This is a genomic window from Xenorhabdus sp. TS4 (assembly GCF_014467265.1).
In the GTDB taxonomy this organism is placed as follows: Bacteria; Pseudomonadota; Gammaproteobacteria; order Enterobacterales; family Enterobacteriaceae; genus Xenorhabdus; species Xenorhabdus ehlersii.
Genome location: NZ_NKHQ01000081.1, coordinates 73,869 through 98,045 on the forward strand (window position 1 = coordinate 73,869; position 24,177 = coordinate 98,045).

Here is a 24,177-nt window from a genome sequence, read left to right on the forward strand (position 1 = left end):
TGTGAGTTTGGGTATCGAATGAAAGGCACTAAACTTAAAGGGATGGAAAAATGCAGTTGATTTTTGACAAATTATTCAGTGCTCAGGCACTGACACAACAAGAAAGCCAGCAGCTATTCACTGCCATTATTCATGGTGAGCTGAGCGATACACAACTGGCTGCTGTATTAATTAGCCTGAAGCTGCGTGGCGAGCAGCCACAAGAAATTGCGGGCGCAGCCCAGGCGTTCCTGGCAAACGCAGCCCCCTTTCCTCGCCCTGATTACACGTTTTGTGATATCGTCGGCACAGGTGGAGACGGTTCCAATAGTATCAATATTTCAACAGCCAGCGCCTTTATTGCTGCTGCTTGTGGCCTTAAGGTGGTAAAACATGGAAATCGCAGTATTTCCAGTCGGTCTGGATCATCTGATTTATTAGCTGCATTCGGCATTGCATTGGATGCCCAAGCTGAAAAATCACGCAGAGCCTTGGATGAAATTGGTGTCTGCTTCCTGTTCGCACCTCAATATCACAGTGGATTCCGTCATGCGGTGCAAGTTCGCCAGCAACTAAAAACTCGAACATTATTTAATGTGCTTGGCCCGTTGATCAATCCGGCGCGTCCTCCTGTTTCTCTCATCGGAGTCTATGGCCCTGAATTAGTTGAACCCATAGCCCATACCTTACACGCTTTGGGTTATCAACGCGCCGCCGTTGTACACAGTGGAGGAATGGACGAAGTTGCCTTACATGCACCAACCTATGTTGCAGAACTTCATCACGGTGAAATTAGCCAATATCAGTTAACAGCAACAGATTTTGGTTTGCCAAGCCATCCCATATCTTCACTGAAAGGTGGATCACCTGAAGAAAACCGCAACATGTTAGCAATGTTATTGCAAGGCCACGGAAGCAAAGCCCATGCTCATGCCGTAGCAGCTAATGTGGCTCTGTTAATGAAGATCCACGGGCAAGAAGATCTACGGGAAAATACTCAATTGGCACTCGATACTATTTACAGCGGCCAGGCTTATGAAAAAGTAACGGCATTGGCAGCAAGGACTAGATCATGAAAACCAGCGTATTACAGAAAATTGTTGAAGATAAAGCAGCATATCTGGTTACTCGTAAGGCAGAGCAACCGCTGGAAAGCTTTATTGATGTTATCGTTCCAAGTCATCGTCGGTTTTATCAGGCGTTGACCCATAAGCAAACCGTTTTTATTTTGGAATGCAAAAAGGCATCTCCATCAAAGGGGCTGATTCGTGAAGATTTCGATCCCGTTCATATTGCAAAAACTTATCAACCTTATGCTGCTGCAATCTCTGTCTTGACCGATGAAAAATACTTTCAGGGCAGTTATGATTTTCTGGCAATGGTCAGTTCTGCGGTACATCAACCTGTTTTGTGCAAAGATTTTATTATTGATGCCTATCAGGTTTATCTTGCCCGTTATTATCAGGCTGATGCTATTTTACTGATGCTTTCTGTCCTTGATGACGATACGTATCGTAAATTGTCTGCATTGGCACACAGTCTTGATATGGGTGTACTGACCGAAGTCAGTAATGAAGATGAACGGCAACGGGCAATTAAATTGGGTGCAAAGGTTATTGGCATCAATAACCGAGATCTACGTGATTTGTCCATTGATTTAGAGCGTACCCGTAGACTGTCTGTTGGTTTACCTGAAGACACTATCGTCATCAGTGAATCTGGTATCCACCAACATCGCCAGGTGCGGGAATTGAGCCAGTTTGCCGATGGTTTTCTTATTGGTAGTTCTTTAATGGCACAACAAAATTTAGATTTAGATCTCGCTTTACGCCGCCTGATTTTGGGTGACAACAAAGTTTGTGGTCTGACTCGCCCACAGGATGCGAAAGCTGCGTTGCAAATGGGTGCCGTTTACGGTGGTTTAATTTTTGCTGAAAAATCACCGCGCAAAATTAGTCTGCAAAAAGCTCAACAAATCATCAATGAAGCCTCTCTTCTATATGTTGGTGTGTTTCAAAATCAACCCATTGATTTTGTCAATAATATCGCCCGTAAACTTTCGCTCACCGCAGTTCAACTGCACGGAGGTGAAGATGAAAACTACATTAACTCCCTACGCTCGGTACTACCTGAACATTGTGAAATTTGGAAAGCCATTAATATGTCTAATGCTGTAGCAGTTTCCGCAATACCTCATGTTGATCACTTATTGTTGGATAACGGAGCAGGAGGAACAGGAAAATCATTTGACTGGCAGTTAATCAACCCACTCATTCAGCATAACAGTTTTCTGGCTGGTGGCCTGAACGCTGAAAACTGCCAAATGGCAGCAACATTTGGCTGTTATGGACTGGATTTTAACTCAGGAATTGAAGTGTCTCCGGGTATCAAAAGCAGCCAGAAAATCAAGCAGGTGTTTCAACAATTGCGCTGTTATCACTAATTTTTCAGATAAAAATGGATGAGTAGAACAATGAGTAAATTGAATCCTTATTTTGGCGACTTTGGTGGACAATTTGTGCCACAAATTTTGATCCCTGCACTTAACCAATTAGAAGAAGCCTTTATTGACGCACAGAAAGATCCTGAATTTCAGCATACATTTCAGGATCTCCTGAAAAACTATGCAGGCAGACCCACTGCCTTAACACTGTGTCAAAACCTGACTAAAGGGACAAAAACACGTTTGTACCTGAAACGTGAAGATTTGCTCCACGGCGGTGCTCACAAAACCAATCAGGTTTTAGGACAAGCATTGTTGGCAAAACGCATGGGAAAGCATGAAATCATTGCTGAAACAGGCGCTGGTCAACATGGCGTCGCAACCGCCCTGGCTTGTGCGTTATTAGGGCTGAAGTGCCGTATTTATATGGGAGCAAAAGATATTGAACGCCAATCGCCCAATGTTTTTCGCATGCGTTTGATGGGGGCACAAGTGCTCCCTGTCCATAGCGGCTCGGCAACCTTGAAAGATGCCTGTAACGAAGCAATGCGTGACTGGTCGGGTTGCTATGAAAAAGCGCATTATCTATTGGGCACTGCGGCTGGCCCTCACCCATATCCGACAATGGTACGAGAATTTCAACGTATGATTGGTGAAGAAGCCAAAGCTCAAATTCTGGAAAAAGAAGGCCGTTTACCTGATGCCGTCATTGCCTGCATTGGTGGTGGTTCAAATGCCATCGGTTTGTTTGCTGAATTCATTCCAGAAAATGATGTCCGCTTGATTGGTGTTGAACCTGCTGGGCATGGTATTGAAACTGGAGAGCATGGTGCCCCATTGAAACACGGAAGATTGGGAATTTACTTTGGCATGAAAACGCCAATTATGCAGACAGAAGACGGGCAGATTGAAGAATCTTATTCCATTTCGGCGGGTTTAGATTTTCCTTCCGTTGGTCCGCAACATGCCTATTTAAACAGCATCGGTAGAGCCGATTATGTTTCAATTACTGATGATGAAGCGCTGGAGGCCTTCCAGGAACTCTCACGCAATGAAGGTATTATTCCTGCACTGGAATCCTCTCATGCTTTGGCTTATGCCTTGAAAATGATCCATGAGTCTCCAGACAAGGAACAATTATTCATTGTCAATTTATCTGGCCGTGGTGACAAAGACATCTTTACCGTTCACGATATTTTAAAATCCAGGGGGGAAATCTGATGGGACGTTACGAACAACTTTTTAAGAAGCTGCAAAACAAAAAACAAGGCGCTTTTGTTCCTTTTGTCACCCTTGGCGATCCTAATCCCGAATTATCGTTGGAAATTATTGATACCTTGATTTCAGGTGCTGCTGATGCGCTTGAATTGGGTATTCCGTTCTCAGATCCCCTGGCTGACGGCCCAACTATCCAAAATGCCAATCTGCGTGCGTTATCATCCAAGGTCACTCCCACATTATGTTTTGACCTGCTGGCTAAAATTCGAGCTAAACACACTGATATACCCATTGGCCTGTTAGTTTACGCCAATCTCGTCTTTCACAATGGCATTGATGAATTTTATCGTCGCTGCAAAAATGCGGGTGTTGACTCCGTACTTGTGGCTGATGTGCCGTTATCTGAGTCATCGCCTTTCCGTTCAGCCGCCATAAAGCATGATATTGCCCCGATCTTTATTTGTCCCCCTAATGCAAATGATGATTTACTGCGTGAAGTTGCTTCATTTGGACGTGGATATACCTATCTGCTATCAAGAGCGGGAGTAACTGGTAGTGAAAATCGCGCTCCACAGCCACTTAATCATATTATTAACAAGCTCAAAGAATATCACGCTGCCCCTGCTATACAAGGTTTTGGCATTTCAGAGCCAGAGCAGGTTATGAACGCTCTCAATGGCGGTGCGGCGGGTGCAATTTCAGGTTCAGCTGTTGTCAACATTATTGAAGATAACTTGCATCAACCCAACATCATGCTGGAAAAATTAATGAATTTTGTTCGTGCCATGAAAAACGCCACCCAATTATGAACACGCGATAGATAGTAAGTACAAAAAATGGGGCAATTACGCCCCATTGGTTCTCTCTTATGTCAAAGTCAAACACACACGTAGCTTTAATTAGAAACTATAACCAACACCGAACATAAAGACCCACGGATCAAGGCGGGTTTTATATTTTTTATCTACATCACCGGCTTTGAATTTCACATCAGTTTCAATATTCATCCACCAAAGCGAAGTATTCAGCATCCAGTTTTTGTTCAGTTGATAATCCAGACCAACCTGCCCAGCGATACCCCAAGAATCTTTCAGATCCAAGCTATTTAAATTAGCAGCCTTCACGGTTGCATTATTATTAAATTTTTCGCTAAAGAAAGTAGTGTAGTTAACACCAATCCCAACATAAGGACGAAATTCATTTTCTGTAGCACCAAAATAATATTGTGCCATTAGCGTTGGTGGTAAATGTTTAACTTCAGCGACCTCACCCGCTCCTGGTAAACTGACTCTATGCTGGAATGGTGTCGCTGCCAATAATTCAACACCAATATTATCAGTAATCATGTAACCAAAAGTTAAACCCAACTGAGTATTATTATTGACACCAAAAGATCCCAATCCTAATACATTATCAGAACCCGCATGAGGCCTTACCGTTGCTGTACCCGCACGGAACAGGAAGTCACCTGCTTCATGGGCAAAAGTCAATGACGGGGCTAACGTAGCAACAGCCAATACAAGCGCAGAAATCTTCTTCATTATCCATCCCATTTATGTGGTTTTAAACCAGTCCGAAATATACCCGTTTGTTTACCATTGTGATCTAAGACAGATCACATCTTTTAAATATTTTTGGCGAAGTAAGGTATTTACCGCTTACCGCTTTATTATTTCATTTACTGGACATTTTAAATTGATCTAAATCAAAATTCTCTGCATATTAATTTTAATACCACCCATGATTTATATCTTAATATCAACTTTTAAATGAATAACAATAAATAATAATAGAAATTATACATTAAAAACCTTTATTTAATATTCCAACCTCTCATCAATTTATTAACACAAAGTTAATGAATTGATCATTTATATAAAATCTACACTGAGGAAATCTGGCAAAAAAGAACGCTTACTCCCACTAGTCTCAACATACAGGATCAAGCATTGGAGTAAATCTTAGGTATCCAATAATCCCCCTAACAAGGTACAATTGTTCCCTATTGTTGTTTTATTTGATAGGAGCCACTTTCATGCCCATCACGGCAAATACCCTGTATCGTGACAGCATCAACTTTTTAAAGAATCAACTGTTGAATATTGTCATCCTCTCTGTCTTAGCCGCGCTGGTGACAACACTGCTGGGGCATTTACTCATGCCGAATGATGAACAGCTCAATTTATTAGCCGAGTTGCAAAATATAGTCAAAGAGTCCGGCAATACAGGTATCCAACGTTTCGTGATGCAATTAACGCCAGATGAGCAGTTCATGTTAATGCGCACAATGTTCGGAGTTTTATTTACCCATATATTTGGTAGTACCCTACTAACGGCCAGTATGCTGGTACTCATCAGTGCTATCTCTAGCGGTCAGCAAACTAATGCCATTCATGCCAGTACATTATCAATAACACAACTACCCAAGATGTTCTTGCTAATGTTTATTAGTACCCTATTGGTCCAAATCGGCTACGCTTTAATGGTCTTGCCGGGGATACTGTTTTCTATTGCATTCTCACTGGCTCCTATTTTTTTGTTTGAAAAAGGCAAAAATGTTTTTGCAGCCATGCAAAATAGTTGGAAGTTGGCATTTGGTAATATGCGGTTGTTGATCCCAGCTATACTGTTATGGCTTGTCGCCAAGCTAATCCTGGCTCTTGTACTGACAAAAATGCCCGATATGTTGCTATCAGTACTGGATAATTTCTTATCATCCCTGTTACTGATTTATCTATTCCGTTTGTATATGTTAATCAAACCACAAAATAAAACCATACACGGTATCTAATAATCACTGAATAATAAGCACCTAAAATAGTTCACCTCACTGCAATGTAGCGAGGTGAACTGTAGTTACTTCTCCTGTTTTTCCTCCACATGCTGCTTACTTTGAAGTAAACGAATAGCAAAATAGAGATCCGGCACAACTATCAAATCGTCACCGCTACGACTCAGTTTGTTCTGTTTAATCCAGCGATTCAGTTCTGTCCTGCGCCCTGCTAAGACCAATGTCACACCTTTCTCTTTTAATTCTGTGATTAACTCATCCAACACGGCAAAAACACTGACATCATCGTAAGTAAAACTAACCGTCGCATCGACCACTAACCACACAGGATCATTTGCAGCACTGTTCACATGTTGTAATACCCGTTTTTTGAAATATCCAACGTTAAAATAAGTGAGTGGAGAGTTAAAGCGGTACATCATAATGCCATCAACGGGTTTGATATCATTATTCTTATGGATGGAACGAACCATACCTTGGTCATTCACGCCCAGCAACTGATCCGAAGGCCGAAAAACTATCCGCAAAAATTGCAATAATCCCAACAAAACGGCAAAACCGATACCATCGATCACTCCCACCAGCAAGACGGCAATTAACGTAAAAATTGACAGGGTAAAAGCCTGACGATTGCGTTTTCGATAAGCCCAAAGATTTTTTAGACTCAATAAAGACCAAGTGGAAAAGATCAAAACAATACCCAGTGATGACAGAGGGATATACACCAAAAGTTCTGTCATAAATAGCAATACCAGCAAAATGGCACAAGCCGCTATCACCGACACCATTTGCGTTTTACCGCCTAGCGCATCATTGACCGCAGTACGGCTACCCGCAGCACTGACAGCAAAACCTTGTGATAATGACGAAGCAATATTGGCGATACCCAATGCCCTAAGTTCCAAATCTGCATCGACTTGGTAGCCATTTTTACTGGCAAAACTACGAGCAGTCATCATAAAACTGACGAAACTGATCACCGCTAAGTTAATAGAAGGAACCACTAAATCACGTATGATACCGGGTTCAAATTCGGGTATAGGAACAATAGGCAAACCACTCCCCATACTACCCACAATCTGGATGCCATAATGGCTGAGTTGAAATTGCCAGCTGATATAAGTCGATACGATCATTGCCACCAGTGGAGCAGGCCAACTCGGACGGAGAAAATGTACATTAAGCAGTACCAGCAGCGTCATTATTGACATCCCTACCGTCGGCCAGTGAGATTCTAATAATTTACGGGGAAGTGCAATCAATCGTTCAATCAATTCCACAGGCAACCCAGACAGCCCAAAAACTTTAGCCAACTGATCAGCCATAATGGTAATCGCAACACCGTTAATAAAGCCTTTCAAAATGGGACGAGATATAAAATCAGCGAAGGCACCCAGTCGAAAATGGCTGGCCAAAATACACCAAAATCCCGTCATTAACGTCATCACTATGGCAAGCTGCCAACGCACATGCTCATTTCCCAATGCCAGCGGTGTAACAGCAGCAGCAATGACAGCACAAGTTGCCGCATCTGGCCCAACAATCAACTGCCGCGAAGTACCGAACAGTGCATACGCAAGCATCGGTAAAATACAGGCATATAAACCAATAATGGCACTAATTCCCATTAATTCAGCATAAGCAATCGCAACGGGCAGCGCTACTGCGGCAACAGAGAGGCCCGCACGCATATCATGGCTGAAATATTCTCTACGATAATGACAGATATTTCCCAAGCCCGGCATCCAGCGATGTAATCTTTCCCACAACATGGCCTTTATGTCCTTTTGTGAAAATGGAACCTAGTTATAATGCGTTGCTAAATGGAAACTCACAAACTTCCCCTCTCCCACACTTAGCTTGTCACTCATTGTGATAAAATTACCTAAACAGATGAAAAATGTTTTTTACCTGATAAATAAACCATTTCATTGAGATCTGGTACACTCTGGCACAAATTCAAAAACATGCCATCATTGACTTCACAATGGGTTCAATTTATGAAACAACTTTTAGACTTTTTGCCGCTAGTCGTTTTCTTCGTCGTCTACAAAATGTACGACATTTTCTATGCATCTGGCGCCTTAATTGCAGCAACAGGATTAGCTGTTGTCATTACTTACCTCATTTATCGTAGAGTTGAAAAATCCTCCTTAATTACATTTGTTATGGTTGCTGTTTTCGGCACTCTGACACTGGCCTTCCACAGTGATTTATTTATTAAATGGAAAGTGACTGTAATTTATGCCATTTTTTCTCTGGTACTACTTATCAGCCAATGGGTGATGAAAAAGCCGCTAATTCAACGGATGTTAGGCAAGGAGTTAGAATTACCTGATTTTGTCTGGAACAAACTGAATATGGCTTGGGCAATCTTCTTTATTGCCTGTGCATTAGCAAATATTTATGTCGCTTTCTGGCTACCTCAAGATGTTTGGGTAAACTTTAAAGTGTTCGGATTAACGGCATTGACACTAGTCTTTACTGTATTGAGTGTGGTATATATCTACCGTCATCTTCCTCGCGAACAAAAATAATATAATGACCTTTATATGGATACCTGCCGATGCAGCGGCAGGTATTGTTGTATTCACCAAATAAAGCAAGTTTTCTAATGACACAACAACAATGCTTACCAAACGGAGAATTGGTTCTCCGTACACTGGCCATGCCTGCTGATACTAATGCCAATGGGGATATTTTCGGTGGCTGGCTGATGTCTCAAATGGATATTGGCGGCGCAATTTTGGCAAAAGAGATTGCTCTGGGGCGCGTAGTAACTGTTAGCGTAAATGGCATCAGTTTTCTGAAACCGGTTGCGGTAGGTGACGTCGTATGCTGCTACGCCCGTTGTCTTAAAACGGGAAATTCATCTATTACCATTCATATTGAAGTTTGGGTGAAAAAAGTGGCTTCTGAGCCAGTCGGTCAGCGTTATCGTGCAACAGAAGCTGTTTTCACCTATGTTGCCGTTGATGAAAATAACTCTTCCCGTCCTTTGCCTGAAGATAAAAGGCACTTTAAATTGGAACGCAGTGATTCAGAGTCATAATTCATTTTACTGATGAAGTTAGGGGATGCTTTACATCCCCTATTCAGGAAAGAGACAGTTTGGTAAGTTAAGATTGTGAAATACCAGTAGTTTTAAACTCGATAGTCGTTATATGTCCGATAGCAGGAATTTTTTCATAACGCCATTTTCTCATCGCGTTTTTCACTTCACGTTCAAAGACATTTTTTGGATCAGCAGAAATAATTTCAATATTCTTAACTCGACCATTTTCATCAATATCAAATTTTACCTTTACCTTCCCCTCAGTCCCCAACTGTAGTGCTCTGGATGGGTAAATGGGATCTGGCCTATTCAATGCCTTTGGTCCTCTGTGTACCCCGGCTTTTTCACTAATGGTATGGTGCTCCGATTTTTGATCATCCAAATTCTTCGCCGTTTGAGTTTCTTGATCAGAAATAGGTTTCAGCGGTTGTTCTGAAGCTTTTTCTGTCTTTTTCTCTCTTGGCTTAACTTCTTTTTTAACAATTTTTTTCTTTTCAGGTTTAGGCAGAGCAATTTCCGCAACAGGTTCAGGTTCAGGCTCCGGCTCAGGAAGTGATTCAGACACGGCAGGTTTGGAGACAGGTGTCTCTTCAGCAGCCAACTGGATCATGGCAACAGACATAGGTGTAACTTCTGCCTGCTTCCCTGGTTCAATGGCATGAAAAAGTGCCGTAGCAATAGAGATGTGTAAACAAATGGAAAGTAGTATCGGCCAATGTATCCAACGCATAAGAGAATTCTTGCTTAACAGCATGATAGTCAGTTTTCAGATAGATATTAGTTTAAATGCAAATGACTATCATATTCAATAAAGATTCAAAAACATCTATCCCTGACTTGCATTTCTCAAATTAAAACCTTATTGGATACACACGCTCATTCCAGTCATATCGCATAATTATTGGCTATAATCTTGGAGGTTGAAAATGTTTTTCTTAACGGAAAAATATCGAGTTGTTAAGAAAATGCTGCACATTGACCCTAAGCAATTTGCACTATATTAACATTAAATCCACTCTATATTCTGGATGAATAGAATCGATCTACGACGCTTATAAGCATCTGCCTTACGCAGTGCATATATTCGTAAATTACGACGTGACTGTCCTTCCAACCAGCGACGGCGACGACAAATACCTTGGCGGAGCATTCTCCAACGCCCTACTTCTCTTCTGCTATGTTTCATAAGTATTCCGAGTAATCTCTCATTGAATAAATAACATTATTCTTAATTGTCACTATTAGCGATGTCAACCCATTGCCAATCTATTCCATGACTCTGGGCATAATAGTACATTGTTCGAAATCATCAAATTAATAACTATCATCAACCATTCATGATTTATTTATATCAATTTGCATATATTGCATACAGTTTATGAAGTTAAGTTGTAGTTATAACTAGCTAAATAGTAATGATATTTATCATAATTAGCGCTTTTTTGCTAAAATTGCACTCTGTTCAATTAATGATATTAAGTTGATAGTTTGCCCGAATTTCTAGAAACTTGCGGCAATGACTCCATTAACTATTTAAATAAATAGGATTGATTGCCACATATGACAACTTTCTACTCTGTACTGAGCTGGCTGGCGATTTTTTTCTACTGGCTGATTATTGCCGGTATCACTATTCGAGTGTTGATGAAACGTCGTCCAGTGACATCAGCAATGACGTGGTTACTCATTATTTACATTTTTCCTTTAGTCGGAATCGTTGCTTACTTGTCATTCGGCGAATTACATCTTGGCAAACGCAGGGTTGAGCAAGCCAGACAAATGCGCTCATCTGTAGCCAAATGGTTAGCCGAGTTAAGAAACTCCCCTCAAATTTTTGCCGATAGAAACAGTGAAGTCGCGACTCCGTTGTTTCAGCTGTGTGAGCGTCGACAAAAGATCAAAGGTGTCAGTGGCAATAAAATGCAATTAATGACATCTTATGATAACTCACTAAAAGCAATTGTTCATGATATTGAAAACGCCAAATACAATATCGAGATGGTGTTTTATATATGGCAATCCGGAGGGCTGGTTGATCAGGTCACTGATGCCTTGATGTGCGCAGCCAAACGCGGTGTTAAATGTCGAATCATGGTAGATTCGGCAGGAAGCTGGCAATTTTTCCGTAGCCCTTATCCTGATATTATGCGAAAGGCAGGTATTGAATTTGTCGAGTCGCTAAAAGTGAATATCTTCCGTTTATTCTTGCGTCGTATGGACTTACGCCAGCATAGAAAAATTATTCTGATCGATAATCATATTTCATACACCGGCAGCATGAATATGGTTGACCCTCGTTTTTTTAAACAAGATGCAGGAGTCGGTCAATGGGTCGATATCATGGTGAGAATGGAAGGGCCTGTTACAACAACACTGGGGATCATTTACGCTTTTGACTGGGAAATGGAAACAGGACAACGGCATCTTCCTCCTCCACCTGAGCGTGTCACTATGCCCTTCGAACAAACCAGTGGTCATATAGCTCAAGTTATTGCTTCCGGGCCAGGGTTCCCTGATGAATTGATCCAACAATCCCTGATGACTGCTATTTTTGCTGCCCGCAAACAGCTTATTCTTACTACCCCGTATTTTGTTCCCAGCGATGATTTAATGCATGCGATTTGCACTGCGGCTATGCGCGGTGTTGATGTCAGTATCATCGTGCCAAGCCAAAATAACTCATTTCTTGTTCGCTGGGCCAGTCGGGCGTTTTTTACGGAATTACTGGAAGCCGGCGTGCAAATTTATCAATTTGAAGATGGTCTGTTACACACTAAAAGTGTCTTAGTCGATGGGCAACTCAGTATGGTCGGTTCTGTCAATTTAGATATGCGTAGCTTGTGGCTGAATTTTGAAATTACAGTGGTAATTGATGATGAACACTTTGGCAATGATTTAACACTGGTTCAACAAAACTATATTATGCGTTCAACATTGCTTGAAAACAATAAATGGGAAAAACGTCCTGTTTGGCATCGTATCCTTGAACGTATCTGTTACTTTTTCAGTCCACTTTTATAATTCATGATAGAAAAAATTGACCAGTCACTTTTTCAACATGAATATTTTCATCACGAATAACAGTATTCATTCAATACAGAACATGTTTTAATTTCACCTTGTGATTAATCTCGGACCTTGCATCATGGAAAATCAACCGACACATTCTATGCAATTGGACTTAAATAACCGAATGACTGAAGATGAAGCGCTTGAAAAAGCCTATGATATCTTTTTGGAACAAGCGCTTTCTCATCTCGATCCGGCTGACAGCCTATTGTTTAATTTGCAATTTGAAGAACGGGGCGGTGTTGAATTATTGGAACCGTCAGGAGTCTGGTTTGAACATGTTGATTTTGATCTGGATCCAGACTTTTTTTCAGAAGTCATTATTGGCCTGGCTGAATCAGACGATGCCGAAATTGATGACATCTTTGCCCGTGTCTTGATCTGCCGGGAAAAATCTCACTCCATCTGCCATATCCTATGGAAAAAATAATCAGACAGCCCTCCCCAAGGTACCTCCCTGATCGGTAAAAATGCCCTCATTTTGAGGGCATTGAATTTAAATTCGTGACAGCGTCACACTGGCAGAATCTAACGGGTTAGAGTGGATCAACCTTAAGGCAAGACACCGCATGTTTAAAACTTCCTTCAAGCAATGGTCGAGTCTTGGCACATTCGGCATCAGCCTTTGGACAGCGAGTGCGGAATACACATCCAGACGGGGGATCAATCGGTGAAGGCAGTTCTCCTTCCAACAATTCAATATGCTTGTTACGCTCTTTGTCTGGATCAGGGATCGGCACCGCCGACATAAGCGCTCTGGTATATGGATGCAACGGATTATGATAAACCTCGTCGTAAGTGCCTAATTCTACAGCATTCCCCAAATACATCACCAAAACGCGGTCTGATATGTGTTTTACTATTGATAGATCATGGGCAATAAATATCAGGGAAAGTCCCATTTCCCGCTGTAATTCCTGCAACAAATTAACGACTTGTGCCTGAATGGAAACATCCAATGCTGAAACAGGTTCGTCGCAGATAACTAATTTAGGTTCCAGAATCAAGGCGCGAGCAATTCCAATACGCTGGCACTGTCCACCCGAGAATTCATGCGGGTAACGGTTTATCAGGTTAGGCAACAACCCTACCCGCATCATGATCTTTTGAACTTTTTCTTTTACTTGCCCATCTTTCATTTTGGGGTAATACGTTTTCAATGGCTCTGCAATAATATCACCAATGGTCATACGCGGATTCAACGATGCCAAAGGGTCCTGAAAAATCATCTGAATATCATTGCGAATATCCCGCCATTGTTTGTCATTCATATCCAGCAGGTTCTTGCCAAGCCAGGTGACTGCACCACCAGACGCTTTCACTAACCCAATGACTGCTCTGGCAAGTGTTGATTTTCCGCAGCCAGATTCTCCCACAACTCCCAGAGTTTCACCTTCATATAGCCTTAAGGTAACGCCATCTACCGCTTTTAAGGTTTTTGCCTGCTGCCAGAACCACTGTTTTCCATCTTTAATATCAAAATAAACTTTGAGGTCATCAACTTCCAATAAGGCACGTTTTTCAGCTATTGTGCTCATACTAATTCCTCCTGGCGTTTAAAGCAGGCACGCAAGCGCCCAAGGCCAAATTGTTCCAGCTGTGGTTCCTCACGAACACAATGCTCTGTGGCAAATTGACAACGCGGCTGGAATGGGCATCCCTTTGGCAAACGCAATAAATTGGGGGGATTGCCTTGAATCGTTTCCAATGATTCCTCATCACCGTCCAGACGGGGAACCGCATTCAATAACCCGATAGAGTATGGATGTGTAGGCCGGTAAAATACGTCACGCGCCGTGCCATATTCCATCGTTCTCCCTGCATACATCACTAATACTTTGTCACAAATGCCGGCAACCACCCCCAGGTCATGGGTAATCATGATGATGGCAGTGTTAAACTCTTTTTTCAGCTCGTTAAGCAACGTCATAATCTGTGCCTGAACGGTCACGTCCAATGCCGTTGTCGGTTCATCGGCAATCAACAACTTCGGTTGACACAATAACGCCATAGCAATCATGACTCGTTGGCGCATACCACCAGAGAATTCATGAGGGTACATTTTCATACGCTTACGAGCTTCTGGCATCTTAACGGCATCCAACATACGAATGGATTCCTCAAAAGCCGCGCTTTTACTCATACGTTTGTGCAGCATCAATACTTCAATTAATTGATCACCCACCCGCATATAAGGGTTAAGGGAAGTCATGGGATCTTGAAATATCATCGAGATCTCTTCTGCCCGCATTCGGTTCAGTTCTTTTTCTTTCAGGTTGAGAATCTCTCTCCCATTAAAGTGGGCAGAACCACTGACAGAACCATTGCTGGCCAATAACCCCATTAATGCAAATGCCGTCTGCGATTTGCCAGAACCGGATTCTCCCACGATCCCCAGGGTTTCTCCGGCCTGTAAGTCAAAATTCAATTTATTTACGGCAGTTACGTTACCGTCTGGCGTGCTGAATATGACATCCAGATCTTTTACCGATAGGAGTGATTCAACATTTTTCGAAGTTTCTACGCTATTCATAGGCTCTCCTTAACGGTCTTTCGGGTCGAGGGCATCTCGCAGGCCGTCACCAATAAAGTTAAAACAAAACAGGGTCATTACCAGAAAGCCTGCCGGAAATAACAGTAACCACGGAGCTACTTCCATTGAGTTGGCGCCATCACTTAACAAAGCGCCCCAACTGCTGAGTGGTTCCTGAGTTCCCAAGCCAAGGAAGCTTAAGAAGGATTCAAACAGGATCATACTAGGTACAAGTAATGAGGCATAAACCACCACAACACCCAATACGTTTGGCACGATATGGCGCAAAACGATATTACGGGTAGAAACCCCACAAACCAACGCTGCTTCGATGAATTCCTTGCGTTTTAAACTCAATGTCTGACCACGGACGATACGTGCCATGTCCAGCCACGACACCATGCCGATTGCAACGAAAATCAACAGGATGTTTTGACCAAAGAAAGTAACCAGAAGGATAACAAAGAACATGAATGGGAAAGAGTTGAGGATTTCCAACAAACGCATCATAACCATGTCAATTTTGCCGCCAAGATAGCCTGACATCGCACCATACAACGTGCCAAATAACACGGCAATTAAAGCTGCGGCAATCCCAACCATCAATGAAATGCGCCCGCCAATGGCAACGCGCACCAACAGATCACGCCCTGATGAATCGGTGCCAAAATAGTGTTTGGATTCAAAATCCGGCGGCATCGTCATCATATTCCAATCTGTATCATCGTACGCAAATTGGGACAACATCGGGGCTAAGATCACAAATAATGTGATCAGGAATAGAATACATAAACTCGTAATCGCCGCCTTGTTATGCATAAAACGGCGACGAGCATCCTGCCACAAACTGCGGCCCTCAATTTCCAGTTGCTCAGAAAAATTTTCCAGAGCTTCGCTATTTTTTTTATTCAGTAACATTGCGTGCTCCAGTTCTAATAACGAATTTTCGGATCAATGACGGCATACAGCACATCAACGATGGCATTAAATATAATGGTCAGGCTCCCCACCAGAATCGTCAAACTCAGTACCAGTGAGTAATCACGGTTTAATGCGCCATTGACAAACAATTGTCCCAAGCCAGGTAAACCGAAAATGGTCTCGATAACCATTGAACCCGTAATGATCCCCACAAATGCAGGCCCCATGTAAGAGATAACGGGCAATAAGGCAGGTTTTAACGCATGACGGAAAATAATCTTCCGCAATGGCAACCCCTTGGCCCGTGCCGTACGAATAAAGTTGGAATGCAAAACTTCTATCATGGAACCGCGGGTAATACGGGATATGCTGGCAATATAAGAGAGGGAAAGTGCAACCATTGGCAAAAGTATATACTTAGGTGCCCCGCCATTCCAGCCTCCTCCCGGCAACCATTTTAGTGTAATGGCGAATATCAAAACTAATAAGGGGGCAACCACGAAACCAGGGATCACGACTCCTGTCATGGCAAACCCCATTACCGTGTAATCCCATTTCGTATTCTGGTTCAATGCCGCAATAACCCCTGCACTGACACCCAATATAACCGCCATAACAAAGGCAGCAAATCCCAATTTAGCAGAAACAGGCAAAGCTTCTGCAACCAGATCATTGACACTGTAGTCTTTATATTTGAATGAAGGGCCAAAATCCCCTTTAGAAAGTTGAATTAAGTAATTGAAATATTGTTTATAAATAGGATCATTTAGATGATATTTTGCTTCAATATTTGCCATAACTTCTGGCGGTAGCTTCCTTTCTCCTGTAAATGGGCTACCTGGAGCAAGCCGCATCATAAAAAACGAAATAGTAATAAGTATAAAAAGTGTCGGGATCGCCTCTAAGCAGCGACGTAAAATAAATTTTAGCATTGCCCGTTCCTACTGTTTGGCCAAACCGTGGCTTTTAATTATTTAACAAGCAGGTGACCCCACTAGATCACCCGCTAATTCCTAATGTTTTATTATGTACAGATCTTTGGTATGGAAGTTGTCTAATGGATCTTTACCGGTATAACCACCTACATAAGGTTTTAGCAAACGAGAATTTGTATAGTAATAGATTGGAATAATTGCAGAATCTTTATCCAATTGCGCATTAGCCTTAGCATAAACTTCAGCACGTTCTTCATCCGTTTTTACCTGAAGTGATTGCTTCATTAATGCATCAAATTCTTTGCTCTTATAATGGGCGGTGTTATTACTGCTATTGGATAACATAGGATTCAAGAAGGTAGAAGCTTCGTTATAATCAGCACACCATCCTGCACGGGCGATGTCATAGTTGCCTTGATGGCGGGAATCAAGGAAAGTTTTCCATTCCTGATTTTCAAGAGAAACATCTATACCGATATTCTTTTTCCACATAGAAGCAGCGGCAATGGCTAACTTTTTATGCAGATCGGAAGTATTGTATAGTAGCTTAATTTTCAAGGGATTATCTTTAGTAAATCCAACCTCTGCCAAAAGTTTTTTCGCTTCTTCGTTGCGCTGCTGCTGATTTAATTTGGTATACCAGTCTGGTTTTTCATCTTTAAAATCGGCGATATAAGGTGGTGTATAACCATAGGCAGGTATATCACCCTGATTTTTTACCTTATTAGTCATAAGATCTCGATCTATACCCAACTTCAATGCGGTACGTACTCGCGGATCGTTAAATGGTGGCTTCTGGTTATTAATTTCATAGTAATAAGTACACAATTTCGGATTAACGTGCAGCTGTTCGGGGATTTCTTTTTTTAGTTTTTGGAATAACTCAATCGGTAAGTTGTCATAAGACATCTCAATTTCGCCAGCGCGATAACGGTTAACATCTGTGACTTCAGAGGAAATAGGCAAGACAGTTATTTGATTAATGACCGTATTTTTATCATCCCAATAGGTTGGGTTACGTTCGAAAACAAGGCGTTCATTGATCACCCAACTTTTCAGTTTATAAGCGCCATTACCAACAAAATTCTGTGGTTGCGTCCATCTTTCACCATATTTTTCTACAGTTGCACGATGAACTGGTGATGTACTTGTATGAACAAACAATTTGACTAAATAAGGTACAGGTTCGCTGAGTGTCAATTCTAACGTATGATCATCCAATGCTTTGATACCCAATGTTTCAGGTTTCTGTTTACCTCTGATGATATCGTCAACATTAAGAAGATGGGCATATTGAAGAAAACTTGCATATGGGGATGCAGTATTTGGATCTACCACACGGCGCCAACTATAAACAAAATCCTGCGCAGTGACAGGGTCACCATTAGACCATTTTGCATCTTTACGCAGATGGAATGTCCAAACTGTGAAATCCTTATTTTCCCAACTTTCTGCAACTCCCGGTATAATTTTACCGTCAGGGTCATTGATCACCAGAGTTTCAAATAGATCACGGGCGATGTTAGATTCTGGTACACCTTCAATTTTATGCGGGTCCAACGATTGGGGTTCAGAGCCATTGTTGCGAACCAGCACTTGTTTTGCAGCGTCTGCAAGTTGCACGCCAGCAGGCACTTGTGCTGCAAAGGCCGGCCACCCGATCATCATGCCTAACGCTACTGTAATGCCAGTAGCCCGTTTTTTCTTTGTTGTGTTTATCATCTTATTCTCTCCAATTGATATCATTTGACCCATTAAAGTCATATCCACGCATTGGGATGGTTATTTTCCGCATCTAAAAGGAACTATTTTGTTTACGGTAAAACAATATGTTGTGACGATAATTAGTTATTCACCTTTTTAATATACAAATTCTTTAGATCGACATAATCCATAGGATCTTTCCTTGTCATTCCCCCAACCGTCGGGCGAATGAGGCGCACACTGACACGGTAATAAACTGGTATCAGCCCTGAATCTTTATCAAGCTGGGCTTCAGCTCGCTGATAAAATGCCTTACGTGTAGCATCATCTTTGGCAGTCAGAGCATGGTTGAGATAGTTATCAAAAGCCTCACTTTGATAAAAACCAGTATTGTTACTGCTACTTGACAGCAATATATTCAGAAAAGAAGAAGGTTCGTTATAATCGCCACACCATGTTGCCCTCGCGACATCATAATTCCCTTGATGGCGGTTCTGGAGCGAGGTTTTCCACTCCTGGTTTTGCAGCGTGACTTTTGCACCAATATTTTTCTGCCACATAGAAGCCGCAGCGATGGCTTGTTGTTTGTTTTGCTCGGATGTGTTGTACAACAAGGTAAACTTAAGAGGATTACTGGCATCAAAACCCGCTTCTTTCAACAATTCCCTTGCCCGTTGATTACGCTGCTCCTGTGTCCAACTCGCCCATGCTGGATTAATGGACAATCCCCCCCCAATATAAATCGGAGTAAATCCATAAGCTGGAATTTGTCCCTGTGCCATAATTCTTTCAGTAATGATATCTCGATCAAGACTCAGTTTTATGGCTTCACGCACCCGTTTATCTCTAAACAGAGGGTTCTGGTTATTAATTTCGTAGTAAAACGTGCACAGATAAGGTGAAACGTGCAATTGTTCAGGAATATCCTGTTTCATTTTTTGGTATAGATCAGGAGGAATAGCATTATCAGTAATATCGACTTCCCCGCTACGATAGCGGTTAACACCACTAACTCCAGAGACAATAGGCAGGAAAGTGCCTTTTTCAATGATGGTTTCTTTATTGTTCCAATACCGGGGATTGCGCGTTAAAACAATGCGCTCATTGACCACCCAATCTTTCAACGTATAAGCACCATTACCAATATAGTTTTCTGGCAAAGTCCATTTGTTCCCCCATTTTTCAATTACATCTTGCCTGATGGGTTTCATCGCTGTATGGCTTAACATCTCAATCAGATAAGGAACTGGCTGGCTGAGCGTTACCTGGAAACGGTGATCATCTAACGCCTTAATCCCCAATTGTTCCGGTGATTTTATTCCTTTCAGAATATCGTCAACGTTCTGAATATAGGCATATTGCAAGTAACTGGTATAAGGCGATCCTGTGCTTGGATCAGCAAGCCGATGCCAACTGTAAACAAAATCCTGTGCAGTCACAGGCTTACCATCACTCCATTTGACGTCGTTACGTAAATAGAATGTCCATACCTTATAACCTTCATTCTCCCATCTTTCTGCCACGCCAGGCACAGTTTCACCATTTGGCCCAGTCGTTACCAACCCTTCCAGCAGATTACGGATAATGATAGTTTCTGGAGCACCCTCAACTTTATGAGGATCCAATGAAGTAACTTCGACACCATTGTTAACAGTTATTTCTTGTTTTTCAGCCAGGGTAACGCCTGCTGGAACAGTTGCAGCAATGCTCTGTGCTGCGGGAAAAGATAATAAAACGATACTCGAAATCAACTGACCTAACTTTGATGTTTTTTTTCTCATATTTTACTCCAAGTTATAAACAGTAAATGAATCGTTTTTAATCTACTAACTCCAATAATTTACTTATCTCGTTAACAAAGGGTAATTAACCTACTAAAAAACGATGTCCACATAATAATTGTTATTTGTTTTTTATAATGAATTTATTAAAACATTAATATCATTCGTTATCCCTGTATACAATACATTTGAAAAACCAATGTAACATAATGATAATTATAGGTTTTATTCTGTTATTTCCATATGATATGCGTGGAATATTATCAAAAGAGAAAATAAACATTATTTTAACAAAATGCAATCACCACAGAGTAAAAGTCCATCTTCATCACAAAACAACGATACAAGCCACCTGTTAGATAAGATTATGAAATGCAAAACAGTGTAGAAAATTACAGTATCATTTTAAGAAAATCACAGATTAAAAAGGAATAAAATATGAACAATGTTTCAAGAAAAGGACATCAAAAGCGATGTTATCAACCAATTACACTTTAATTGATCATTTATTAGTTAATTTTTGATTAATCAACACTCCTTTTAAGGATAAAATTTCAACTTATTACATTAATAATTTAAACAAATACATAAGTTATCTTTGCTATATCCTAGTAACCCAGGAAATAAGGCTATGCCCTTATGCCAAACATATTAATAATAATCCCATAATTCGAGTAATCACATTAATACCAATCCACCGAAAAGTTAATAGATTGTATTTGTATGGTTAAATAATCAACTGATATTCATTTCCTCAGAAACAACAGCTGAATTGAGTCAGCTTAATGTTTTCATGATCTAAATCACAATACAAATGCCTGTAAATGGTAAGCTGTATTCAACGCAAAATTTCAAGGAAAGAAACTATTCCTATATTAATCATTTTATTAAGTAATTTTTTAAGGCAATTAGCTATATTCACGATTAAATCTAAACGATTAATCTCATAATATTATTTAATAAATTAATAATCTCGCAGCTAATTGCCCTAAAAAATTTAACATCTCTCAGGAGTAATTTTTATGGCTGTAACTCACGTCGCAGAACTCAATGAATTAGTTGCTCGCGTAAAAAAAGCCCAGCATGAATTTGCCAATTTTTCTCAGGAACAAGTTGACCGAATTTTTCGGGCTGCGGCTCTTGCCGCTGCTGATGCCCGTATTTCCTTGGCAAAATTAGCCGTATCTGAATCAGGCATGGGAATTGTGGAAGATAAAGTGATCAAAAACCACTTCGCTTCAGAATATATTTATAACGCCTATAAAGATGATAAAACTTGCGGTATCTTATCTGAAGATAATACCTTCGGTACTATTACTATCGCTGAACCTATTGGCCTAATTTGCGCCATTATTCCAACAACAAACCCAACATCTACCGCAATTTTCAAAGCGCTTATCAGCCTGAAAACCCGTAATGGTATTATTTTTTCCCCTCATCCTCGTGCTAAAAAAGCAACCAACAGAGCAGCAGAGATTGTCTTAAAGGCAGCGGTTGAAGCAGGTGCTCCAAAGGATATCATTGGCTGGATAGATGAACCTTCCGTTGAACTCTCAAATGCCTTAATGCATCACCCTGACATTAATCTGATTTTAGCAACAGGTGGTCCCGGCATGGTAAAAGCAGCCTATAGTTCAGGTAAGCCCGCTATTGGTGTCGGTGCAGGCAATACCCCTGTCGTGATTGATGAATCGGCTGATATCAAACGTGCCGTTGCATCTATCCTGATGTCTAAGACGTTTGATAACGGCGTGATTTGTGCTTCAGAACAATCTGTTATCGTCGTTAATTCTGTTTACGAGCAAGTCCGTGAACGTTTTTCAACTCACGGTGGCTATCTTCTCCAGGGAAAAGAGCTAAAGGCCATTCAAGATGTTATCTTGAAAAACGGTAATTTAAATGCAGCGATTGTTGGTCAGTCAGCAATAAAAATTGCTGAAATGGCCGGTATTAATGTTCCCGAAAACACCAAAATTCTTATTGGTGAAGTTACTCTGGTAGATGAAGCAGAACCCTTTGCTCATGAAAAACTATCACCACTGCTTGCTATGTACCGTGGTAAAAACTTTGAAGATGCGGTCGAAAAAGCCGAGAAATTGGTTGAGATGGGGGGTATTGGACACACGTCATGCCTCTATACCGAACAAGATAATCAGGCAGAGCGTATTAAATACTTTGGCAACAAAATGAAGACCGCGCGTATTTTGATCAACACACCTGCATCTCAAGGTGGTATTGGAGACCTGTACAATTTTAAGCTGTCCCCTTCTTTGACGCTGGGTTGTGGTTCTTGGGGAGGCAACTCTATTTCTGAAAATGTTGGGCCAAAACACCTGATCAACACAAAAACCGTCGCCAAAAGAGCCGAAAATATGTTGTGGCACAAACTTCCAAAATCAATCTATTTCCGACGCGGTTCTCTGCCCATTGCCTTGGAAGAAGTCGCTACTGATGGTGCTAAACGCGCTTTTATTGTGACAGACCGTTTCTTATTCAATAACGGTTATGCCGATCAGGTTATTAATGTCTTGAAATCTTATGGCGTTGAAACGGAAGTATTCTTTGAAGTCGAAGCAGATCCAACATTAAGCATCGTTCGCAAAGGTGCTGAACAAATGCATCTGTTTAAACCGGATGTCATCATTGCCCTTGGCGGCGGTTCCCCGATGGATGCAGCTAAAATTATGTGGGTGATGTATGAGCATCCAGAAACACATTTTGAGGAACTGGCTCTGCGCTTTATGGATATCCGTAAGCGTATCTATAAGTTCCCGAAAATGGGTGTAAAAGCTAAATTGATCGCCATTACCACCACTTCAGGCACTGGTTCAGAAGTCACGCCTTTCGCGGTTGTTACCGATGACGTAACCGGGCAGAAATATCCTTTGGCAGACTACGCACTCACCCCTGATATGGCGATTGTTGACGCGAACCTCGTCATGGATATGCCAAAATCGCTATGTGCCTTTGGTGGCCTGGATGCAGTAACCCACGCATTGGAAGCCTACGTTTCTGTTTTAGCCAATGAATACTCTGATGGACAAGCACTGCAAGCACTAAAGCTGCTAAAAGATTACCTGCCTGTTAGTTACCACGACGGTGCAAAAAACCCCGTTGCTCGCGAACGTGTCCATAATGCAGCAACGATAGCAGGTATTGCCTTTGCTAATGCATTCTTGGGTGTATGTCACTCTATGGCCCACAAACTTGGCTCTGAGTTTCATATCCCACATGGCTTAGCTAATGCACTGTTAATTTGTAACGTAATCCGCTACAACGCTAATGATAACCCAACAAAACAGACTGCTTTCAGCCAATATGACCGCCCACAAGCGCGACGTCGTTATGCGGAAATTGCAGATCATCTGGGGCTAACCTCATCAGATGATCGTACCGCTGCCAAGATTGAAAAACTATTGGCTTGGCTGGAAGAAATGAAGTCTCAGCTAGATATTCCAGCTTCAATTCGTGAAATAGGTGTGCAAGAAGCTGACTTCTTGGCAAAAATCGACAAGCTTGCAGAAGATGCATTTGATGACCAATGCACCGGTGCAAATCCGCGCTACCCATTAATTTCTGAGTTGAAACAACTGCTGCTAGATTCTTTTTATGGCCGTAAATTCACCGAAGAGGACAAACCACAGGAGACAGTAAAATCAAATAGAAAAAATAATAAGAAAGAATAATAAATGATAGGCTGATGGATGTAACTTAAAAGGCGTTAGGGCAACCCAGCGCCTTTTTATTA

Annotated in this window: 20 protein-coding genes; 10 read left to right on the top strand and 10 right to left on the bottom strand. The window is 41.5% G+C overall.

The window, feature by feature from the left end:
- Positions 1-50: 50 nt before the first annotated feature.
- The 4 genes from trpD to trpA are packed head-to-tail and all read left to right on the top strand — an operon-like array spanning position 51 to position 4,449.
- Complete coding sequence (trpD, locus tag Xets_RS17645) at positions 51-1,055, top strand: anthranilate phosphoribosyltransferase (RefSeq protein WP_099132386.1); 1,005 nt, start codon at positions 51-53, stop codon at positions 1,053-1,055.
- Entirely contained in the window at positions 1,052-2,422 is a 1,371-nt protein-coding gene (gene trpCF / locus Xets_RS17650; RefSeq protein WP_187652234.1) for a bifunctional indole-3-glycerol-phosphate synthase TrpC/phosphoribosylanthranilate isomerase TrpF, read from the top strand. Before trpD ends, trpCF begins: the two co-directional genes overlap by 4 nt.
- A gap of 30 nt (positions 2,423-2,452) precedes the next feature.
- Positions 2,453-3,643 carry a tryptophan synthase subunit beta gene (trpB, locus tag Xets_RS17655; RefSeq protein WP_099132384.1) on the top strand — a complete coding sequence of 397 codons (1,191 nt, stop codon included), beginning with the start codon at positions 2,453-2,455 and terminating at the stop codon, positions 3,641-3,643.
- Positions 3,643-4,449, top strand: coding sequence for a tryptophan synthase subunit alpha (gene trpA / locus Xets_RS17660; RefSeq protein WP_099132383.1), 807 nt, complete (start codon positions 3,643-3,645; stop codon positions 4,447-4,449). Before trpB ends, trpA begins: the two co-directional genes overlap by 1 nt.
- Before the next feature lie 90 nt (positions 4,450-4,539).
- On the opposite strand, the gene ompW is transcribed toward trpA, so the two are convergent.
- Positions 4,540-5,181: an outer membrane protein OmpW gene (gene ompW / locus Xets_RS17665; RefSeq protein WP_099132382.1), complete on the bottom strand. Its 642-nt coding sequence runs from the start codon at positions 5,179-5,181 to the stop codon at positions 4,540-4,542.
- 494 nt (positions 5,182-5,675) lie between these two features.
- On the opposite strand from ompW, the gene Xets_RS17670 reads away from it, so the two are divergent.
- Positions 5,676-6,431 (top strand): YciC family protein, encoded by a 756-nt coding sequence (locus tag Xets_RS17670; RefSeq protein WP_099132381.1) that lies wholly within the window; start codon positions 5,676-5,678, stop codon positions 6,429-6,431.
- A gap of 65 nt (positions 6,432-6,496) precedes the next feature.
- On the opposite strand, the gene Xets_RS17675 is transcribed toward Xets_RS17670, so the two are convergent.
- Positions 6,497-8,203, bottom strand: a complete 1,707-nt coding sequence (locus Xets_RS17675) for a SulP family inorganic anion transporter (protein ID WP_099132380.1) — start codon at positions 8,201-8,203, stop codon at positions 6,497-6,499.
- Positions 8,204-8,431: 228 nt separating this feature from the next.
- Between Xets_RS17675 and Xets_RS17680 the strand changes: the two genes are divergently transcribed.
- Both Xets_RS17680 and yciA read left to right on the top strand, forming a co-directional pair.
- Positions 8,432-8,968, top strand: a complete 537-nt coding sequence (locus tag Xets_RS17680) for a septation protein A (protein ID WP_099132379.1) — start codon at positions 8,432-8,434, stop codon at positions 8,966-8,968.
- 77 nt (positions 8,969-9,045) lie between these two features.
- On the top strand, positions 9,046-9,483 hold the full coding sequence (yciA, locus tag Xets_RS17685) for an acyl-CoA thioester hydrolase YciA (protein WP_099132441.1): 438 nt from the start codon (positions 9,046-9,048) through the stop codon (positions 9,481-9,483).
- Between the two features lie 67 nt (positions 9,484-9,550).
- Here yciA and tonB read toward each other — a convergent pair whose 3' ends face one another.
- The gene (gene tonB, locus Xets_RS17690) at positions 9,551-10,240 is read right to left on the bottom strand and encodes a TonB system transport protein TonB (RefSeq protein ID WP_099132378.1); all 690 of its coding nucleotides are present in this window, start codon (positions 10,238-10,240) and stop codon (positions 9,551-9,553) included.
- A 252-nt stretch (positions 10,241-10,492) separates the two neighbouring features.
- A complete protein-coding gene (locus Xets_RS17695) occupies positions 10,493-10,672 on the bottom strand; it encodes a YciY family protein (RefSeq protein WP_099132377.1) in 180 nt (59 codons plus the stop codon).
- 374 nt (positions 10,673-11,046) lie between these two features.
- On the opposite strand from Xets_RS17695, the gene cls reads away from it, so the two are divergent.
- Positions 11,047-12,507 carry a cardiolipin synthase gene (cls, locus tag Xets_RS17700; RefSeq protein ID WP_099132376.1) on the top strand — a complete coding sequence of 487 codons (1,461 nt, stop codon included), beginning with the start codon at positions 11,047-11,049 and terminating at the stop codon, positions 12,505-12,507.
- Positions 12,508-12,655: 148 nt separating this feature from the next.
- Positions 12,656-12,985, top strand: coding sequence for an HI1450 family dsDNA-mimic protein (locus Xets_RS17705; protein ID WP_187652256.1), 330 nt, complete (start codon positions 12,656-12,658; stop codon positions 12,983-12,985).
- Between the two features lie 106 nt (positions 12,986-13,091).
- Here the strand turns inward: Xets_RS17705 and oppF are convergent, their stop codons facing one another.
- The 6 genes from oppF to Xets_RS17735 form a co-directional block, all read right to left on the bottom strand.
- Positions 13,092-14,093: a murein tripeptide/oligopeptide ABC transporter ATP binding protein OppF gene (gene oppF / locus Xets_RS17710; RefSeq protein ID WP_187652235.1), complete on the bottom strand. Its 1,002-nt coding sequence runs from the start codon at positions 14,091-14,093 to the stop codon at positions 13,092-13,094.
- A complete protein-coding gene (locus Xets_RS17715; RefSeq protein ID WP_099132373.1) occupies positions 14,090-15,088 on the bottom strand; it encodes an ABC transporter ATP-binding protein in 999 nt (332 codons plus the stop codon). Before Xets_RS17715 ends, oppF begins: the two co-directional genes overlap by 4 nt.
- A gap of 9 nt (positions 15,089-15,097) precedes the next feature.
- A complete protein-coding gene (oppC, locus tag Xets_RS17720) occupies positions 15,098-16,006 on the bottom strand; it encodes an oligopeptide ABC transporter permease OppC (RefSeq protein WP_099132372.1) in 909 nt (302 codons plus the stop codon).
- Positions 16,007-16,020: 14 nt separating this feature from the next.
- Positions 16,021-16,941 carry an oligopeptide ABC transporter permease OppB gene (gene oppB, locus Xets_RS17725; RefSeq protein WP_099132371.1) on the bottom strand — a complete coding sequence of 307 codons (921 nt, stop codon included), beginning with the start codon at positions 16,939-16,941 and terminating at the stop codon, positions 16,021-16,023.
- An 81-nt stretch (positions 16,942-17,022) separates the two neighbouring features.
- A complete protein-coding gene (oppA, locus tag Xets_RS17730; RefSeq protein ID WP_099132370.1) occupies positions 17,023-18,666 on the bottom strand; it encodes an oligopeptide ABC transporter substrate-binding protein OppA in 1,644 nt (547 codons plus the stop codon).
- 122 nt (positions 18,667-18,788) lie between these two features.
- On the bottom strand, positions 18,789-20,429 hold the full coding sequence (locus tag Xets_RS17735) for an ABC transporter substrate-binding protein (RefSeq protein WP_187652236.1): 1,641 nt from the start codon (positions 20,427-20,429) through the stop codon (positions 18,789-18,791).
- 1,022 nt (positions 20,430-21,451) lie between these two features.
- Here Xets_RS17735 and adhE point away from each other — a divergent pair.
- Complete coding sequence (gene adhE / locus Xets_RS17740) at positions 21,452-24,115, top strand: bifunctional acetaldehyde-CoA/alcohol dehydrogenase (RefSeq protein WP_187652237.1); 2,664 nt, start codon at positions 21,452-21,454, stop codon at positions 24,113-24,115.
- Positions 24,116-24,177 lie beyond the last annotated feature (62 nt).

Bases quoted from the DNA above. Each gene is read 5' to 3' on its own strand.
- oppB (WP_099132371.1), bottom strand. From the start codon at position 16,941: ATGCTAAAATTTATTTTACGTCGCTGCTTAGAGGCGATCCCGACACTT.
- adhE (WP_187652237.1), top strand. From the start codon at position 21,452: ATGGCTGTAACTCACGTCGCAGAACTCAATGAATTAGTTGCTCGCGTA.
- cls (WP_099132376.1), top strand. From the start codon at position 11,047: ATGACAACTTTCTACTCTGTACTGAGCTGGCTGGCGATTTTTTTCTAC.
- oppF (WP_187652235.1), bottom strand. From the start codon at position 14,093: ATGAGCACAATAGCTGAAAAACGTGCCTTATTGGAAGTTGATGACCTC.
- Xets_RS17695 (WP_099132377.1), bottom strand. From the start codon at position 10,672: ATGAAACATAGCAGAAGAGAAGTAGGGCGTTGGAGAATGCTCCGCCAA.
- Xets_RS17675 (WP_099132380.1), bottom strand. From the start codon at position 8,203: ATGTTGTGGGAAAGATTACATCGCTGGATGCCGGGCTTGGGAAATATC.
- Xets_RS17735 (WP_187652236.1), bottom strand. From the start codon at position 20,429: ATGAGAAAAAAAACATCAAAGTTAGGTCAGTTGATTTCGAGTATCGTT.
- oppA (WP_099132370.1), bottom strand. From the start codon at position 18,666: ATGATAAACACAACAAAGAAAAAACGGGCTACTGGCATTACAGTAGCG.
- trpB (WP_099132384.1), top strand. From the start codon at position 2,453: ATGAGTAAATTGAATCCTTATTTTGGCGACTTTGGTGGACAATTTGTG.
- Xets_RS17680 (WP_099132379.1), top strand. From the start codon at position 8,432: ATGAAACAACTTTTAGACTTTTTGCCGCTAGTCGTTTTCTTCGTCGTC.
- trpA (WP_099132383.1), top strand. From the start codon at position 3,643: ATGGGACGTTACGAACAACTTTTTAAGAAGCTGCAAAACAAAAAACAA.
- Xets_RS17705 (WP_187652256.1), top strand. From the start codon at position 12,656: ATGCAATTGGACTTAAATAACCGAATGACTGAAGATGAAGCGCTTGAA.
- tonB (WP_099132378.1), bottom strand. From the start codon at position 10,240: ATGCTGTTAAGCAAGAATTCTCTTATGCGTTGGATACATTGGCCGATA.
- yciA (WP_099132441.1), top strand. From the start codon at position 9,046: ATGACACAACAACAATGCTTACCAAACGGAGAATTGGTTCTCCGTACA.
- ompW (WP_099132382.1), bottom strand. From the start codon at position 5,181: ATGAAGAAGATTTCTGCGCTTGTATTGGCTGTTGCTACGTTAGCCCCG.
- oppC (WP_099132372.1), bottom strand. From the start codon at position 16,006: ATGTTACTGAATAAAAAAAATAGCGAAGCTCTGGAAAATTTTTCTGAG.
- Xets_RS17715 (WP_099132373.1), bottom strand. From the start codon at position 15,088: ATGAATAGCGTAGAAACTTCGAAAAATGTTGAATCACTCCTATCGGTA.
- trpCF (WP_187652234.1), top strand. From the start codon at position 1,052: ATGAAAACCAGCGTATTACAGAAAATTGTTGAAGATAAAGCAGCATAT.
- Xets_RS17670 (WP_099132381.1), top strand. From the start codon at position 5,676: ATGCCCATCACGGCAAATACCCTGTATCGTGACAGCATCAACTTTTTA.
- trpD (WP_099132386.1), top strand. From the start codon at position 51: ATGCAGTTGATTTTTGACAAATTATTCAGTGCTCAGGCACTGACACAA.